Below are 15991 nucleotides of genomic sequence, written 5' to 3' on the forward strand. Positions count from 1 at the left end.
CCGCCAGCAGGCCCGATAGCAGGTTGGTCGTCCACCACAGCCACGCAAACGAGGCGACGCTCAGCGTCAAACCGAAAACCAGCGCGTTTCTGGTCGGCACGGCGGCACGTGCCAGCGGACGGCGCGCGGTCCGCTTCATCAGCTTGTCGATGTCGGCGTCGGCCACACAGTTCAACGTGTTCGCGCCGCCGGCAGCGAGCATTCCGCCGACCAGCGTATTGAGAATCAGCAACGGGTTCACGCTGCCGCGGTGGGCGAGCAACATCGCCGGAATCGCGGTGACCAGCAACAGTTCGATGACCCGCGGCTTGGTCAGCGCCAAATACGCCAGCAATGTGCCGCTGACTCGGCTCGGCGCAACGCGCTCGCGAATGCTCACGCAAGGACTCCTCGGATCACAGCAGCGCGCAGCTTCTACTACGCACGATGGTAGACGGGACGACTTGCCCAGCATGCACCGCAGTACCCATTCGCAGCCAATTGGCAAGGTTCGAGACGCAACGCGCAGTTGACGGCGACTGAACAATCAGCGGCCCGAAATACGCACTAACGCGTCAGCAACGTTCCGGCATTAGGGTGGGAGCAGGATCATTCTGCCGACCCGAGGACTCCACTCAGTGACCACGCTCGAAGACATCTCGACCCTGACCCAACCGCACCACCCCGACGACTGGACCGAGCTCGATTCGGCTGCGGTCGACACCGTGCGAGTGCTGGCCGCCGACGCGGTCCAGAAGGTGGGCAATGGCCATCCCGGGACGGCGATGAGCCTTGCGCCCCTGGCGTACACGCTGTTCCAGCGGGCGATGGTGCACGACCCGAGCGATCCCCACTGGCTGGGCCGCGACCGGTTCGTGCTGTCGTGTGGGCACAGCAGCCTGACCCTCTACCTGCAGCTGTATCTGGGCGGGTTCGGCCTCGAACTCTCCGACATCGAGTCACTGCGGACCTGGGGATCCAAGACGCCCGGGCACCCCGAGTTCCGCCACACCAAGGGCGTGGAGATCACTACCGGCCCGTTGGGCCAGGGCCTGGCGTCGGCGGTCGGCTTCGCGATGGCGGCACGTTACGAGCGCGGCCTGTTCGACCCGGACGCCGCGCCCGGGACCAGCCCGTTCGACCACCACATCTACGTGATCGCCTCGGATGGTGACATGGAAGAGGGCGTGACGTCGGAGGCGTCGTCACTGGCGGGCGTGCAGCAGTTGGGCAATCTCATCGTGTTCTACGACCACAACGAGATCTCGATCGAGGACGACACCAACATCGCGTTGTGCGAGGACACCGCCGCCCGCTACGAGGCGTACGGCTGGCACGTGCAGCACGTCGAGGGCGGCGAGAACGTCGTCGGCATCGAAGAGGCCATCGCCGAGGCCAAGGCGGTCACCGACAAACCGTCGTTCATCTCGGTGCGGACGATCATCGGCTACCCGGCGCCGAAGTTGATGAACACCGGCAAGGCACACGGCTCAGCGCTCGGCGACGAAGAAGTCGCGGCGGTCAAGAAGATCCTCGGATTCGATCCGGACAAGAAGTTCGAGGTCCGCGACGAGGTGATCGCCCACACCCGCGAGCTGGTGCAGCGCGGCAAGGAAGCCCATGAGAAGTGGAACGTTGACTTCGAGGAGTGGGCGAAGCGTGAGCCCGAGCGCAAGAAACTGCTGGACCGGTTGACCGCCGAGAAGCTGCCGGACGGCTGGGACGCTGACATACCGCACTGGGAACCAGGCGACAAGGAGCTGGCGACCCGCGCCGCATCCGGCAAGGTGCTGAACGCGGTGGGCCCGCACCTGCCCGAGCTGTGGGGCGGTTCGGCCGACCTGGCAGGCAGCAACAACACCACCATGGATAACGTGAAATCCTTTGGCCCGCCGTCGATTTCGACGAAGGATTACACGGCGGACTGGTACGGCCGCACCCTGCATTTCGGCATTCGCGAACATGCGATGGGCTCTATCCTGTCCGGCATCGTGCTGCACGGCCCGACCCGCGCCTACGGCGGAACCTTCCTGCAGTTCTCCGATTACATGCGCGCGGCGGTGCGACTGGCGGCGCTGATGGACATCGACACCATCTACGTCTGGACGCACGACTCGATCGGGCTCGGCGAAGACGGCCCGACGCACCAGCCGATCGAACACTTGGCGGCCCTGCGCGCCATCCCCAAATTGTCGGTGGTCCGCCCCGCGGACGCCAACGAAACCGCGTACGCGTGGCGCACCGTCCTGGCCCGCGGCAACGGCAGCGGTCCGGTGGGCCTCATCCTGACCCGCCAGGGTGTGCCGATTCTCGAAGGCACCGACTATGAGGGCGTGGCCAAGGGCGGATACATCCTGGGCGACCCCGGCGGCGACGAGCCCGACGTGGTGTTGATCGCCACCGGTTCCGAGGTTCAACTGGCCGTGGAAGCGCAGAAGTTGTTGGCGGCCAAGGACATTGTTGCCCGTGTGGTGTCGATGCCCTGTGTCGAATGGTTCGAGTCCCAGTCCGACGAATACCGCAACAGCGTGCTGCCGCCGTCGGTGTCGGCGCGGGTCGCCGTCGAGGCCGGCATCGCGCAGTGCTGGCACAAGCTGGTCGGCGACACCGGCGAGATCGTTTCGATCGAGCACTACGGGGAATCCGCTGATGCCAAGACGTTGTTCCGCGAGTTCGGGTTCACCCCGGAAGCCGTCGTCGACGCCGCCGAACGAACACTAGACAACTAACCGAAGGGAAATCCGATGACTCAGAATCCCAACCTTGCCGCTCTGAGCGCCGCGGGCGTATCGGTCTGGCTCGACGACCTGTCCCGGCAACGTTTGCAGTCCGGCAACCTGCAGGAGCTGATCGACACCAAGTGCATCGTCGGTGTCACCACCAACCCGTCGATTTTCCAGAAAGCGCTCGCCGAGGGCGACGCCTACGACGCTCAGATCGCCGAACTCGCCGAACGCGGCGCCGACGTGGACGCCACCATCCGGACGGTGACCACCGACGACGTCCGTAACGCAGCCGACGTGCTGCGGCCGCAGCGGGAGGCCTCCGACGGTGTCGACGGCCGAGTGTCGATCGAGGTCGACCCGCGGCTGGCGCACGACACCGGCAAGACCGTCGCGCAGGCCATCGAGTTGTGGAAGATCGTCGACCGGCCCAATATTCTGATCAAGATCCCGGCCACCAAGGAGGGACTGCCTGCCATCACATCGACTCTGGCAGAGGGTATTTCGGTCAACGTCACGCTGATCTTCTCGGTCGAACGTCACCGCGAGGTGATGGACGCTTACCTGGCCGGGCTCGAAGCGGCTAAGGCGGCGGGACACGACCTGTCCAAGATTCATTCGGTGGCATCATTTTTCGTATCGCGGGTCGACACTGAAATCGACAAGCGCCTGGAGAAAATTGCCTCTGATGACGCGCTGGCGTTGCGCGGCCAGGCCGGCGTTGCCAACGCCCGCCTCGCTTATGCGGCATATCAGGAAGTGTTCGTCGGTGGCGATCGTTTCGCACCGCTCGAGGCCGACGGCGCGCGGGTACAGCGGCCGCTATGGGCATCGACCGGCGTGAAGAACCCGGACTACTCCGACACGCTTTACGTGACCGAGCTGGTTGCGCCGAACACCGTGAACACCATGCCGGAGCCGACCATTGACGCGGTCGCCGACCACGGCGTCGTCACCGGCGACACCGTCACCGGGACCGCGTCAGCCGCTCAGGAAGTCTTCGACAAGCTCGAGGCCGTCGGCATCGACTTGACCGATGTATTCCTGGTACTGGAGAACGAAGGCGTCGAGAAGTTCGAAGCCTCATGGAAAGAACTGCTGGACGAGACCGAAAAGCAGCTCCACTCAGCCGACAAATGAGCCCAGCCGGAACCCGGGCGGACTCCGGGCAATGGCGAAACCCGTTGCGGGACAAGTGCGATAAGCGGCTGCCGAAAATCGCCGGACCGTGTGCTGTAGTGATCTTCGGTGTGACGGGCGACCTCGCCCGCAGGAAGGTGGTCCCGGCCATCTACGACCTGGCCAACCGCGGTTTGTTGCCGCCCAACTTCGCTCTGGTGGGGTTCGCCCGTCGCGACTGGGACGACGCAGCCTTCGCCGAGGAAGTACAGCAGGTCGTCAAAGAGCACTCCCGAACGCCGTTCCGTCAGGTGATCTGGGATCGGCTCGCCGACGGATGCCGTTTCGTGGAAGGAACATTCGACGACGACGCCGCGTTCGCGCGGCTGGCCGAGGTCTTGGACAAGCTCGATGCCGAGCGGGGTATCGGCGGCAATCACGCATTCTATTTCGCCATTCCGCCCAAGAGTTTCCCGACGGTCTGCGAGCAGCTGAACAAGTCCGGGTTGGCCCTAGCTCACGACGACAGCTGGAGCCGGGTTGTCATCGAGAAGCCGTTCGGTCACGACCTGGACAGTGCCCGCGATCTCAACCAAGTGGTCAACAGCGTCTTTCCCGAGAATTCGGTCTTTCGCATCGACCACTACCTGGGCAAGGAGACGGTGCAGAACATCTTGGCGCTGCGCTTCGCCAATCAGCTGTTCGACCCGATCTGGAACGCGCACTACGTTGATCACGTCCAGATCACCATGGCCGAAGACATCGGCCTGGGTGGTCGCGGCGGCTACTACGATGGCATCGGCGCCGCACGCGATGTGATCCAAAACCATCTGATGCAGCTGCTGGCATTGACCGCGATGGAAGAGCCGATCACTTTTAACCCCGCCGAGCTGCAGACCGAGAAGATCAAGGTGCTGTCGTCCATTCAGCTGGCAGAGCCGTTGGACGAAACCACTTCCCGGGGCCAGTACACCGCTGGCTGGCAGGGCGGCGAGCGTGTCGTCGGACTGCTCGAAGAGGCTGGCTTCTCCAAAGATTCGACCACCGAGACGTTCGCGGCCATCACTTTGGATGTGAACACCCGCCGCTGGGCCGGAGTGCCATTCTATCTGCGGACCGGAAAACGGTTGGGCCGCAGGGTCACCGAGATCGCGTTGGTGTTCAAGAAGGCGCCTCATCTTCCGTTCGACGCGACCATGACCGAAGAGTTGGGCGCCAACGCCCTGGTGATTCGCGTACAGCCCGACGAGGGTGTCACGTTGCGATTCGGGTCCAAGGTGCCCGGCAGCATGGAAGTTCGCGACGTCAACATGGACTTCTCCTATGGTTCGGCGTTCGCCGAGGAATCCCCCGAGGCCTACGAGCGGCTGATCCTCGACGTGCTGCTCGGCGAGCCGTCCCTGTTTCCGGTCAACGCCGAAGTCGAATTGGCTTGGGAGATACTGGATCCGGCGCTCGACTGCTGGGCCGAACACGGCCAACCCGATCCCTACGAAGCAGGCACCTGGGGTCCGGCATCAGCATTCGAGATGCTGCGCCGCACCGGCCGGGAATGGCGGCGACCGTGATTGTCGAATTGCCGGGCACAAGCACCACCGAGATCAACAAGAAGCTCAACGAATTGCGCGAGAAGACCGGCGCGGTGACCCTCGGCCGGGTGCTGACCTTGGTGATCGTCCCGGACAGCGAGGCGCTGCTCGAAGAGTCCATCGACGCCGCCAACGCTGCCAGCCATGAACACCCCAGCCGGGTGATCGTGGTGACGACCGGCGACGCCGATGCCAGCGACGCACGCCTGGACGCCCAACTGCGGGCCGGTGGCGACACCGGCGCCTCCGAAGTCGTGGTACTTCGGCTGTCGGGTCCGCTGGCCGGACACCACAGCAACGTCGTCATACCGTTCCTGCTGCCGGATATCCCCGTAGTGGCGTGGTGGCCGGACATCGCTCCGGCCGTCCCTGCGCAGGATCCTCTGGGCCAGTTAGCGATTCGACGTATCACCGACGCGACCAACTGCACCGACCCGTTGGCCGCGATCAAAAGCAGGCTGGCCGGTTACACCCCGGGCGACACCGATCTGGCCTGGAGCCGGATCACCTACTGGCGCGCGCTACTCGCGTCGGCGATCGATCAGCCGCCCCACGAGCCGATCACCTCGGCGGTCGTCTCCGGGCTCAAGACCGAACCCGCACTCGACGTCCTCGCCGGTTGGCTGGCCAGCCGCATCGACGGACCCGTCCGCCGGGCCGTCGGCGAACTCAAAGTCGAGCTGGTGCGCCCCACCGAGACTGTGACGCTCAGCAGACCACAAACGGGGGTCACCGCGACGCTGAGTCGCAGCGGCAAGCCCGACGCGCTGGTTCCGCTGCAACGCCGAGACGTCCCTGAGTGCCTGGCCGAAGACCTTCGGCGACTGGATGCCGACACCATCTATTTTTCAGCCTTAGAGGGCATCGATCGGGTGGAGTACGCATGAGCACCTCGGTAGAAACGTTCACCGACAGCGACGGACTGGTTGCTGCGGCGGGCGAGCGATTGATCGACGTCGTCAACGCTGCCATCGCCGCGCGCGGGCGGGCCCTCGTCGTGCTGACCGGAGGCAGCAACGGCAACCGGCTGATGCGTTTCCTCGCCGCAGAATCCACGCGGATCGACTGGACCAAGGTGCATCTGTTCTGGGGCGACGATCGATACGTCACCGAAGACGACGACGAGCGCAACGAGAAGCAGGCCCGCGCGGAATTGCTGGATCACATCGACATTCCGGCGCGCAACGTGCACGCCATGCCGGCCGCTGACGGGGAATTCGGCACCGACCTCGCCGCCGCCGCGCTGGCCTACGAGCAGCTCCTCGCCGCGAATGCCGAACCGGGCGACCCCGCACCGAATTTCGACGTTCACCTGCTCGGCGTCGGGCCGGAAGGACACATCAATTCGCTGTTCCCGGACACTCCCGCGGTACGCGAGACAAACCGGATGGTGGTCGATGTCGAGGATTCGCCCAAGCCCCCACCGCTACGAATTTCGTTGACGCTCCCCGCGATCCAGCGGTCCCGCGAGGTATGGCTGTTGGTGTCCGGCGCCGAGAAAGCCGAAGCGGTCGCCGCCGCCGTCGGTGGCGCCGACCCGGTGTCGGTACCGGCGGCCGGCGCCATCGGTCGTGAGCACACGGTCTGGTTCCTCGACACCGGGGCCGCCAGCGAGTTGCCCTCTTAGCCCGGCCGCCGCTGCGCCTGCGCGTCGGCGTAACCGCGCCGGTAGTCCTGTAGCTGTTGGATGGTGCTGGGCAACGCCGCGCGCCTGATCGCCGCGGCGCAGTAGTGGTCACGGTCTCGTCGATGCATACCCATCAGATGGGTATCCGGTTCCACGGGTTCCCGCGAGCGCCATAATGGCGGCATGGCAGATAAAAGCGCCGGCGATCGCCCAGCGCGGCAGCGGATCAAGACGCTCACTCAGGCGGCGATGAACGCCGACGTCACCGTCAACCAGCTGGAAGACGTGCTGGGCGGCCTCGGCGACACATTGGGCGACTTGAACACCTCGCTGTCGAATTTGAACAGCGCGATCGGCCGCCTCGACGACGGGCTTGACCACTTCGAGGCCACCCTCGGCAGGATTGACGACCTGATGAGGCGACTGGTGACGCTGGTGGCGCCGGTCGAGGCGATTGTCGAACGCATCGACTACATGGTCGGCGTCGGGGAGACCGTGATGTCGCCGCTGTCGGTCACCGAACACGCAGTCCGCAACGCATTCAACGCCTTACGCAATCGCGGTACCCGCTAGACCGTGCCGCATCCCGAACGCCTACCGGATGACACCGGGTTGGACGACGCACCCACGACCTGTTCCGGCTCAAATCGGCGGCGTGGCGCGGGCCGACGGGCCCTGTAGCCTCAATTACGCCCGCCGCTGACGTCACATCAGCCACCTGTGCACCAGGAACTCCGTATACACATGGCTGTGGAAACGAAGGCGTATGTGATATCGCCCGCGCTGATATCACATACGCCTTGAATCACCGAAGCAACTAGTCCTTCAGTCAGCGACTAAAGGGTGTGGTGAGACTTCTGAGGCTTGTCACGCCTAACCGCTGTTGCGCAATGCGCTAGCCAACCCGTTCATCGTCAACAGGATTCCGCGCTGTACCAGCTCGTCGTCGTCGCCGGAGCGGTATCGCCGCAACAGCTCGACCTGCAGGTGGTTCAACGGCTCCAGATACGGGAAACGATTGAATACCGACCGGGCCAGCGCCGGGTTGTCGGCGAGCAAATTGTCCTGGCCGGTGATCAGCTTGTGCGCGTTGATGCTTCGCTGGTGCTCGGCAGCGATCTTGTCGAACACCCGCCGCCGCAACGAGGTGTCTTCGACCAATTCGGCATAGCGAGCGGCCAGGCCCAGATCGGTTTTCGCGAGCACCTGCGCCATGTTCGACAGCACGGTCTGGAAGAACGGCCACCGCTGATACAGGTCACGCAATTTTTCCAGGCGTCCGTCGTCGCCGGCGATCCAGCCCTCGATAGCCGAGCCGGTCCCGTACCAACCGGGCAGCATCACCCGTGACTGGCTCCACGCCATCACCCACGGAATCGCCCGCAGGTCGGCGATCGACGACGTCGGTTTGCGCGACGCGGGCCGACTGCCGACATTGAGCGAACCGATCTCGCTGACCGGGGTGGACTGCAGGAAGTAATCGACGAAACCTTCGGTGTCGTGCACCAATTCGGAGTAGGCGCGCTGCGCACGGTCGGCCAGCTCATCAAGAATTTCATAGGCCGGCTCGGCGGCGTCGCCGAGCCCTTCGACATCGAGCAGGGTCGACTCCAGAGTGGCCGCCAGCAAGGTCTCCAGGTTGCGCTGAGCCATCTGCGGCTCGGCGTATTTGGCGGCGATCACTTCCCCTTGTTCGGTCAGCCGCAGCGATCCGTTCACCGCTCCCGGCGGTTGGGCGAGGATGGCTTGATAGCTTGGCCCCCCACCTCGGCCGACCGTGCCACCGCGGCCGTGGAAGAGCCGCAACCGAATTCCGGTTTTGCGTGCCGATTCGACGAGGTCGAGTTCGGCCCGGTATAGCGCCCAGTTGGCGGCCAGGTAGCCGCCGTCCTTGTTGGAGTCGGAGTAGCCGAGCATGATCTCTTGGCTGTCGCCGCGGGCGCGCACGATGCTCTGGTAGACGGGAAGGTCAAGTGCCGCTTCGAGAATCGATGCGCCACGGCGGAGGTCGTCGATCGTCTCGAAAAGCGGGACGATGCCCACCGGGCAGTACGGCTCGCCACCGGAGGCGTCGAGCAGCCCGCATTCCTTCAGCAGGATCCCGGCCTCCAGGAGATCGGAGACCGAGCGACACATCGAGATGATGTAGTTGGGTACCGCGGGTGGACCGTAGATGGCGACAGCGCGTGCGGCAGCGGTGATGATTGCGAGTTCTTTGCGGGCCAATTCCGACAGTTGTTCGCGGTCGCCGACCAGCGGCCGTCGGGTGCTCAGCTCGTCGGCCAGGAGGTTGACCCGTTCGTCTTCGCTCAGCGAACAGTAGTCGGGATGCACGCCGGCCCAAGCCAGCAATTCGGCGACCACTTCTTCATGGACGTCGGAGTTCTGCCGCATGTCCAGACCGGACAGGTGAAAACCGAAGACGTGCAGGGCTTCCCGCAGCCGGGCCAGCCGGTCGTCGGCCAGCAACGCGCTGCCGTTGGCGCGCAGTGAGGCGTCGACGGTGTTGAGGTCGGCCAGCATCTCCCCCGGCGTTGAATACGGCGCCAAGCCCAGGTCGAGCAGGTCATCCGGCTGTTGGTCAAGGATGTGCGCCGCGGTGGCGGTCAGCCGGCCGTGGATGACGCGCAGGGCGCGGCGGTACGGCTCATCTCCACGGGCGGGCTCGTCGCAGGCTTCAGCCAGCGCAGCCAGGTCGTCGGTGACAGCGACGAGTCGTGCCGACATCGACAGCTCTTGTTGCAGCGCGCTCAGCTCGGCGGCGTAGCGACCCAACGCGGTGTAGGCCGCGCTGCCGGTGGCCAGTCGCACGACGTCGGCGGTGACGTTCGGGTTGCCGTCACGGTCGCCGCCGATCCACGACCCCGGTCGCAGGATGGGTTCGGTGAGCAGGTCGGCGTCGGGCCACCGGCGACGCAGGGCATCGCGGACTTCGGCGTTGACTTTCGGCACGACGTCGAAAAACGCTGCCTGGTAATACCGCAAGCCGACCGCGATCTCGTCCGAGATCTGCAGGCGCGACAGCCGAACCAGCGCGGTCTGCCACAGCGTGAGCACTTGGCGGCGCAACTCGGTGTCGATGTTGCCGCCGTCGTCGGTTTCGGTGACGCCGTGCGCGTGCAGCCGCATCAGCTGGGTGATGTGGTGCTGGGCGTCGAACACGGTGCGGCGACGGGTCTCGGTCGGATGGGCGGTGATGACCGGAGAGACCAGCGCGCCGGCGAGTGACTCCGCGACGGTCGCGGCGTCGAGATGCGCGGAGTCGAGCTTTTGATAGGTGGCGGCCAGGGTGCTGTCCTGCGGCGGATCGCCGGCTTTGACGTGGATGGCCCGGCGGCGTTCCCGGTGGATGTCCTCGGCGACGTTGGCCAACAACGCGAAGTGACTGAACGCGCGGATCACCGGGATCGCTCGGTGGATCTCGATGCCGTCGAACATCTGCGCCACCTCGGCGCGCTCGATCTCCGAACGACGCACCCGGAAGGACGCGATCCGGGCCCGCTCGACCAAATCGAAGACCTCGTCGCCGTTCTGCTCGCGGACGGTGTCGCCGAGGATGGTGCCGAGCAGCCGAATGTCGTCGCGCATTGGCTCGGTGGCCTCGCGGCCTATACGGGTGCGTTGTACCGCGCCGAAGGGCTCGAGCGAGTCGGGTGCTTCAGCCATACCTACCAGTATCGGGGCGGTTGGCCGTCTTCGCCTTTCGTGGGCTCAGGCGTTGTATTTGATCCGCAGCGCCACAGCGACGATGGCGACCAGCCAGATGCCGACGACGAACAACGTCAGCCGGTCAAGGTTCTTTTCCACCACGGTCGACCCGGACAGGCTGGACTGCACACCGCCGCCGAACAGGGTCGACAGACCGCCACCCTTGGCGCGGTGCAACAGCACCAGCAGCACTGTCAGGATGCTGGTGGCCACCAGGGTGATCTGCAGAGCCAATTCCATGGCCCATACCTTACCGGCCTGCGATCGGCCGGTTCAGACCGGCGCTAGGGGATGTACGGGCCGATGGTCTGTGTGTCGTGGACGTAGTCGAGGTAGATCTCGTGGTTCAGGAACGGCGCGACACCGCTGTCGATCGAGGTGCCACTCACCGACGTCGGCACCTCGCCGCTTCCCACGGTGTACTGGTACAGCTCGGTGCCGCCCTGGCTGGTGTAGACCGTGATAACGGTTCCCGGTGCCGCAGAGAGGCTTGACGGGATGGTTCCGAACACACCACCGGAGTCGACATCGTCGGACACCGATTTACCAGTCGTTACGCCGCTGTTCGTTACGGTTTCGTACAAGCTACTGATCGGCGCACCGGAAACCGTGGTTCCGCCCGTTATCGGGTCGGTGGAACCGACGATCAGCTCGTTCCCCGGGACATTGACGGTCACGCCGCCGAAGCTCTCAAACGGGCTGGTGGTCGGACCAGCGGTGTTTTCTCCGATCCCCAGGATGCCATTGACGCTGTTACTGGTGAGGAAGCTCTGGAAGGCATCGTTAGTGAAAAGGCTCCCGAAGTTGCTCGGGTCCCACGAGTAAACCTCGACGTCGACGGGTCCATCAGTGTTGAGGCCGGTGCCGCCCAAGTAATCGACCGGGACGTTGTTGTAGGTCAGGTAGAGGTAGTCGACCCCGCCGCTATAGCCGCTCTCACTGATGCCCGTGGGAGTCCCCAGCGCGTAGATGGCCTCAAGCTGGGTGAAAAAGTTCGATCCGAAGTCGGTGTAGGGGACGACAAGACCGCTGGACCCGGTGTCGACCAGCAGCGGCACTGAGCTGCCGCCGTCGATGGAGGCGTTGACGGCCGGCTCAGTCGCAGGACTCCCCAAGACCGTCAGCGGGATATCGTAAGTACCCGTGGTCGGGTCGGACGCCGCTGCGACGGCCGCCGCAGGCTCTGCGGCCGACGGCAACGCCAGGTCGATCGAGTTCAGGCTGGCGAGGAAGCTGTCGCTCCAGCTGGTCAGGTCGAGCGCGGCAGCCGGGTCAAAGGCGCTAAGCGAGTCGGTCAGCGACGTCAGAATCGGCTGGATGATCGGGTCGATAAGAGCGTCGAAGTCGGCCTTCGCAGGCGCGGCCGAGCCGGTCGCCATCGCTGCCGCGGCGAGAAATACGCCGGCACTTGCGCCCATCCCGACCAGCAGACGGCGACCTACATTGGCGCTGCGTGCCTGCTTACCGTCGCGACCAGCCATTCAATCCCCCAAGGGCGTGTAGGTGGAGTTGCCTAACCAGCGGACCTTAACGGTCCTGTGTTTCTTTCAGGTTGCCTTAAGCTAAACGCGACCCCACCGTGCCCGCAACCGGTACGCGCCGTTTTCTACGGCAGCGGGCCGCCGGCCGCGATCGCGGACAGCGTCGCGAACTGTTCGCCGTCCAGCGACGCGCCACCGACCAAGGCGCCATCGACATCTTCCTGCGCGACGATGTCGCCGATGTTCTTGGCATTCACCGAGCCGCCGTAGAGCACCCGGACGGTGTCGGCGATCTGCGGCGACGCCAGCGAGCCCAGCTCCTTGCGGATCGCCGCGCACACCTCTTGTGCGTCGGCGGCGCTGGCCACCCGCCCGGTACCGATCGCCCACACGGGCTCGTAGGCGATGACGGTCTGGCCGATCTGCTCGGCCGACAATCCAGCCAGCGACCCGCGCAGCTGGTTCTGGCAGTGGCTGACGTGCTCGCCGGCCTCGCGGGCTTCTAGGTGTTCGCCGATGCACACGATCGGCGTCAGCTCGTGCTTGAGCGCCGCAGCGGCTTTCGCGGCCACCAGCGCGTCGTCCTCGTCGTGGTAGGTGCGCCGCTCGGAGTGACCGACCACGGCGAAGCGGCAACCCAGCTTGGCCAGGAAAGCCCCACTGATCTCGCCGGTGTAGGCACCGGAGTCGTGCTGCGACAGGTCCTGCGCGCCGTAGGTGAGCCGCAGCTTGTCGCCGTCGACCAGGGTCTGCACGCTGCGTAGGTCGGTGAACGGCGGAATCACCGCGACATCGACCTTGTCGAAGTATTTGTCCGGTAGCGAGAACGCGATCTTCTGCACCAGCGCGATCGCTTCGAAGTGGTTGAGGTTCATCTTCCAGTTGCCGGCTATCAGCGGCTTGCGGCTCATCGTCGTCCTTCGCTCAAGTACTCAACACTTCGAGGCCGGGCAGCGTCTTGCCTTCAAGGTATTCCAGCGATGCCCCGCCGCCCGTGGAAATGTGGGAGAAGCCGTCGTCGGGCAGGCCCAGCGCCCGCACCGCGGCAGCCGAGTCGCCGCCACCCACCACGCTGAAGGCGCCCTTCGCGGTCGCGGCAGCGATCACTTCGGCCACGCCCTTGGTGCCCGCGGCGAATGCCGGGAACTCGAAGACCCCCATCGGGCCGTTCCAGAAGATGGTCTCCGCGTTGCCCAGCAGTTTGGTGAACCGGATTACCGACCCCGGTCCGATGTCCAAGCCCATCTTGTCTTCCGGAATTGCATCGGCAGCAACAACTTTCGACGGCGAATCGGCGGCGAACTTGTCGGCCACCACGATGTCGACCGGGAGCCGGATGACGTCGGCGTAGGTGTCGAGTAGTTGCCGGCAGGTGTCGATCATCTCGGTCTGCAGCAGCGACGTGCCCACAGAAAGGCCCATTGCGGCGAGGAACGTGTAGCACATGCCGCCGCCGATCACGATGCTGTCGGCTTTGGTGGCCAGTTGCTCGATTACACCGAGCTTGTCGGAGACTTTAGATCCGCCGAGGATGACCGCGTAGGGCCGCTTCGTCGAACCGGTCAGCCGCTCGAGCACGCCGACCTCTTCGGCGACCAGCTTGCCCGCGTAGTGAGGCAGCAGCGTCGCGACGTCATAGACCGACGCCTGCTTGCGGTGCACCACCCCGAACCCGTCGGAGACGAAAGCACCTGTCGGCCCGACCAATTCAGCAAGCTCTTTGGCCAGCGCCAGCCGCTCCCCGTCGTCCTTGCTGGTTTCCCGCGGGTCGAAACGGACGTTTTCCAGCAGCAGAACGTCCCCGTCGGCCAGGTGCCCGGCATGAGCCCGCGCGTCAGCGCCCACGACGTCGTCGGCCAACTGCACGTCCTTGCCCAGCTGGTCACCCAGCGCCGCGGCAACCGGGGCCAGCGACAGCTTCAGATCGGGTTCGCCGGCGGGGCGTCCCAGGTGGGCGGTGACGACCACTTTGGCGCCGCCGTCCGCCAGCGCCTTGATCGTGGGCACCGACGCGGTGATACGGCCGGGATCGGTGATGACACCGTCGTTAAGCGGCACGTTCAGATCGGATCGAACCAGCACGCCTCGACCCGAAACGCCCTGCGCGAGAAGGTCGTCCAGGGTAGGGATAGACACGACTACAGCGACTTGCCGACCAGCGCGACCAAATCAACGAGGCGGTTGGAGTAGCCCCACTCGTTGTCGTACCAGGACACCACCTTGGCCTGGTTGTCGATCACCTTGGTCAGGCCCGAGTCGAAGATCGAGCTGTGCGGGTCGGTGACGATGTCGCTGGAGACGATCGGGGCGTCGTAGTACTTGAGGATGCCCTTCATCGGCCCGTCGGCGGCAGCCTTCATCGCGGCGTTGATCTGCTCCGCAGTGGCCGACTTAGACAACTCGGCGGTCAAGTCGGTGACCGAGCCGGTCGGAATCGGGACCCGCAGGGCGTATCCGTCCAGCTTGCCCTTGAGCTCGGGCAGTACCAGGCCGATTGCCTTGGCCGCACCGGTAGAGGTCGGCACGATGTTCAGCGCCGCGGCCCGGGCCCGTCGCAGATCCTTGTGCGGACCGTCCTGCAGGTTCTGGTCCTGGGTGTAGGCGTGGATCGTGGTCATCAGGCCCTTGACGATGCCGAACTCGTCGTTGAGCACTTTGGCAATCGGCCCAAGGCAGTTCGTGGTGCACGACGCGTTGGAGATGATGTTCTGGCTGCCGTCGTACTTGTCGTCGTTGACGCCCAGCACGATGGTGATGTCCTCGTCGGTCGCCGGCGCGGAGATGATCACCTTCTTGGCTCCGGCGTCCAGGTGGCCCTTGGCCTTGGCGGCATTGGTGAAAATGCCGGTGGACTCGACGACGACGTCGACGCCGAGGTCACCCCAGGGCAACGCGGCCGGCCCTTCCTTGACCTCCAGCGCCTTGATCTTGGCGTTGCCCACGACGATGGTGTCCTCGCCCTCGAGGCTGACGTCATAGGGCAGCCGGCCCAGGATCGAGTCGAACTTCAGCAGATGCGCCAATGTCGCGTTGTCGGTCAGGTCGTTTGCCGCGACCAACTCGATCTCGGTGTCGGCGCCCGCGGCCTGCTGCTCCAGCAAGGCCCGGTAGAAGTTGCGTCCGATTCGGCCGAAGCCGTTGATGCCTACCCGGACCGTCACGTGTATCTCCTTCTCGGCTGACGAAATACTCGCCGCCAGCCTAGTAGCTGCGACAATGCGGAGCGAATCCGGTGGTTTGGGTCACGCCGGTACCCCTGCTCATACCGGGTGGACGGGTAACTGGTCCTCGGGTTCGGGCCACGGCTGACGGGCCAGCATGTCGTCGACGGAAACGTAGCCTTCCTCGATCAACCCGGTCTTCGCGTCAACAATGCGGTACCACTGCTTTTTCGTCTGGATCGGTTGCCCTTCCAGGATGATCACCCGCAGATCACCCTCGTCCAACTGGCAGCGCCGCTGGACCGCCTGCACCAGTTGCTCGTTGTGCAGGTGGCCTTCGCCGAAGTTCCAGCCGATCAGCGGCCCGGCAACGGTTTCACCCTCCCGTAGCACGTAGTCCGCCTCATTCTCCAGTGCACGAGCCAGTAGTCCGTTAAGCGCGCGGCCGTGGACGTGCATGGAACGGAAGGCTCGGGCTTTGTCGCTGATGATCTCGGCGGTGGCCGGGTCGTAGAGCTTGGCAATCTGTTTGGCGGTCAGCGCTGAGCTCTTGATGACGTCGGCATCGACCTTGTCCTCAACGCCGTCGCGGAAGCACCACACA

At 64.9% G+C, this 15991-nt stretch carries 15 protein-coding genes; 6 read left to right on the forward strand and 9 right to left on the reverse strand.

Features of this window, described 5'->3' with window-relative positions:
• A partial coding sequence (locus VGH54_RS09005; protein WP_331511605.1) for a UbiA family prenyltransferase occupies positions 1 to 379 on the reverse strand: 379 nt, incomplete at its 3' end.
• Positions 380 to 617: 238 nt separating this feature from the next.
• Between VGH54_RS09005 and tkt the strand changes: the two genes are divergently transcribed.
• Genes tkt through pgl form a run of 5 tightly spaced genes read left to right on the forward strand, consistent with a single transcriptional unit; the run spans position 618 to position 7037 of the window.
• On the forward strand, positions 618 to 2708 hold the full coding sequence (gene tkt, locus VGH54_RS09010) for a transketolase (RefSeq protein ID WP_331511606.1): 2091 nt from the start codon (positions 618 to 620) through the stop codon (positions 2706 to 2708).
• A 15-nt stretch (positions 2709 to 2723) separates the two neighbouring features.
• The gene (gene tal / locus VGH54_RS09015; protein WP_331511607.1) at positions 2724 to 3842 is read left to right on the forward strand and encodes a transaldolase; all 1119 of its coding nucleotides are present in this window, start codon (positions 2724 to 2726) and stop codon (positions 3840 to 3842) included.
• Positions 3839 to 5389 (forward strand): glucose-6-phosphate dehydrogenase, encoded by a 1551-nt coding sequence (gene zwf, locus VGH54_RS09020; RefSeq protein WP_331511608.1) that lies wholly within the window; start codon positions 3839 to 3841, stop codon positions 5387 to 5389. The genes tal and zwf overlap by 4 nt, the downstream gene beginning before the upstream one ends.
• Positions 5386 to 6297, forward strand: a complete 912-nt coding sequence (gene opcA, locus VGH54_RS09025) for a glucose-6-phosphate dehydrogenase assembly protein OpcA (RefSeq protein ID WP_331511609.1) — start codon at positions 5386 to 5388, stop codon at positions 6295 to 6297. The genes zwf and opcA overlap by 4 nt, the downstream gene beginning before the upstream one ends.
• Entirely contained in the window at positions 6294 to 7037 is a 744-nt protein-coding gene (pgl, locus tag VGH54_RS09030) for a 6-phosphogluconolactonase (protein WP_331511610.1), read from the forward strand. Before opcA ends, pgl begins: the two co-directional genes overlap by 4 nt.
• Here the strand turns inward: pgl and VGH54_RS09035 are convergent.
• Positions 7034 to 7165 carry a hypothetical protein gene (locus tag VGH54_RS09035; protein ID WP_331511611.1) on the reverse strand — a complete coding sequence of 44 codons (132 nt, stop codon included), beginning with the start codon at positions 7163 to 7165 and terminating at the stop codon, positions 7034 to 7036. The genes pgl and VGH54_RS09035 overlap by 4 nt on opposite strands.
• 55 nt (positions 7166 to 7220) lie before the next feature.
• Between VGH54_RS09035 and VGH54_RS09040 the strand changes: the two genes are divergently transcribed.
• Complete coding sequence (locus VGH54_RS09040; RefSeq protein WP_331511612.1) at positions 7221 to 7610, forward strand: ATPase; 390 nt, start codon at positions 7221 to 7223, stop codon at positions 7608 to 7610.
• A 300-nt stretch (positions 7611 to 7910) separates the two neighbouring features.
• Here VGH54_RS09040 and ppc read toward each other — a convergent pair whose 3' ends face one another.
• The 7 genes from ppc to VGH54_RS09075 all read right to left on the reverse strand — a co-directional run.
• On the reverse strand, positions 7911 to 10703 hold the full coding sequence (ppc, locus tag VGH54_RS09045; RefSeq protein WP_331511613.1) for a phosphoenolpyruvate carboxylase: 2793 nt from the start codon (positions 10701 to 10703) through the stop codon (positions 7911 to 7913).
• A 45-nt stretch (positions 10704 to 10748) separates the two neighbouring features.
• The gene (gene secG / locus VGH54_RS09050) at positions 10749 to 10985 is read right to left on the reverse strand and encodes a preprotein translocase subunit SecG (protein ID WP_331511614.1); all 237 of its coding nucleotides are present in this window, start codon (positions 10983 to 10985) and stop codon (positions 10749 to 10751) included.
• A 44-nt stretch (positions 10986 to 11029) separates the two neighbouring features.
• Positions 11030 to 12226 carry a PecA family PE domain-processing aspartic protease gene (locus VGH54_RS09055; protein WP_331511615.1) on the reverse strand — a complete coding sequence of 399 codons (1197 nt, stop codon included), beginning with the start codon at positions 12224 to 12226 and terminating at the stop codon, positions 11030 to 11032.
• A gap of 125 nt (positions 12227 to 12351) precedes the next feature.
• On the reverse strand, positions 12352 to 13137 hold the full coding sequence (tpiA, locus tag VGH54_RS09060; protein WP_331511616.1) for a triose-phosphate isomerase: 786 nt from the start codon (positions 13135 to 13137) through the stop codon (positions 12352 to 12354).
• A gap of 13 nt (positions 13138 to 13150) precedes the next feature.
• Positions 13151 to 14362 (reverse strand): phosphoglycerate kinase, encoded by a 1212-nt coding sequence (locus VGH54_RS09065; protein ID WP_331511617.1) that lies wholly within the window; start codon positions 14360 to 14362, stop codon positions 13151 to 13153.
• Between the two features lie 2 nt (positions 14363 to 14364).
• Positions 14365 to 15387, reverse strand: coding sequence for a type I glyceraldehyde-3-phosphate dehydrogenase (gene gap / locus VGH54_RS09070; protein WP_331511618.1), 1023 nt, complete (start codon positions 15385 to 15387; stop codon positions 14365 to 14367).
• Positions 15388 to 15486: 99 nt separating this feature from the next.
• The coding region (locus tag VGH54_RS09075) for a DUF3556 domain-containing protein (RefSeq protein WP_331511619.1) at positions 15487 to 15991 on the reverse strand (505 nt) is incomplete at its 5' end.

The sequence above is a fragment of the Mycobacterium sp. genome, from assembly GCF_036488105.1.
Taxonomy (GTDB): domain Bacteria; phylum Actinomycetota; class Actinomycetes; order Mycobacteriales; family Mycobacteriaceae; genus Mycobacterium.

What these genes read in the sequence shown, in the direction of transcription:
- ppc (WP_331511613.1), bottom strand. Translation starts at nt 10,703, where the DNA reads ATGGCTGAAGCACCCGACTCGCTCGAGCCCTTCGGCGCGGTACAACGC.
- tpiA (WP_331511616.1), bottom strand. Translation starts at nt 13,137, where the DNA reads ATGAGCCGCAAGCCGCTGATAGCCGGCAACTGGAAGATGAACCTCAAC.
- VGH54_RS09040 (WP_331511612.1), top strand. Translation starts at nt 7,221, where the DNA reads ATGGCAGATAAAAGCGCCGGCGATCGCCCAGCGCGGCAGCGGATCAAG.
- VGH54_RS09055 (WP_331511615.1), bottom strand. Translation starts at nt 12,226, where the DNA reads ATGGCTGGTCGCGACGGTAAGCAGGCACGCAGCGCCAATGTAGGTCGC.
- tal (WP_331511607.1), top strand. Translation starts at nt 2,724, where the DNA reads ATGACTCAGAATCCCAACCTTGCCGCTCTGAGCGCCGCGGGCGTATCG.
- zwf (WP_331511608.1), top strand. Translation starts at nt 3,839, where the DNA reads ATGAGCCCAGCCGGAACCCGGGCGGACTCCGGGCAATGGCGAAACCCG.
- secG (WP_331511614.1), bottom strand. Translation starts at nt 10,985, where the DNA reads ATGGAATTGGCTCTGCAGATCACCCTGGTGGCCACCAGCATCCTGACA.
- VGH54_RS09035 (WP_331511611.1), bottom strand. Translation starts at nt 7,165, where the DNA reads ATGCATCGACGAGACCGTGACCACTACTGCGCCGCGGCGATCAGGCGC.
- pgl (WP_331511610.1), top strand. Translation starts at nt 6,294, where the DNA reads ATGAGCACCTCGGTAGAAACGTTCACCGACAGCGACGGACTGGTTGCT.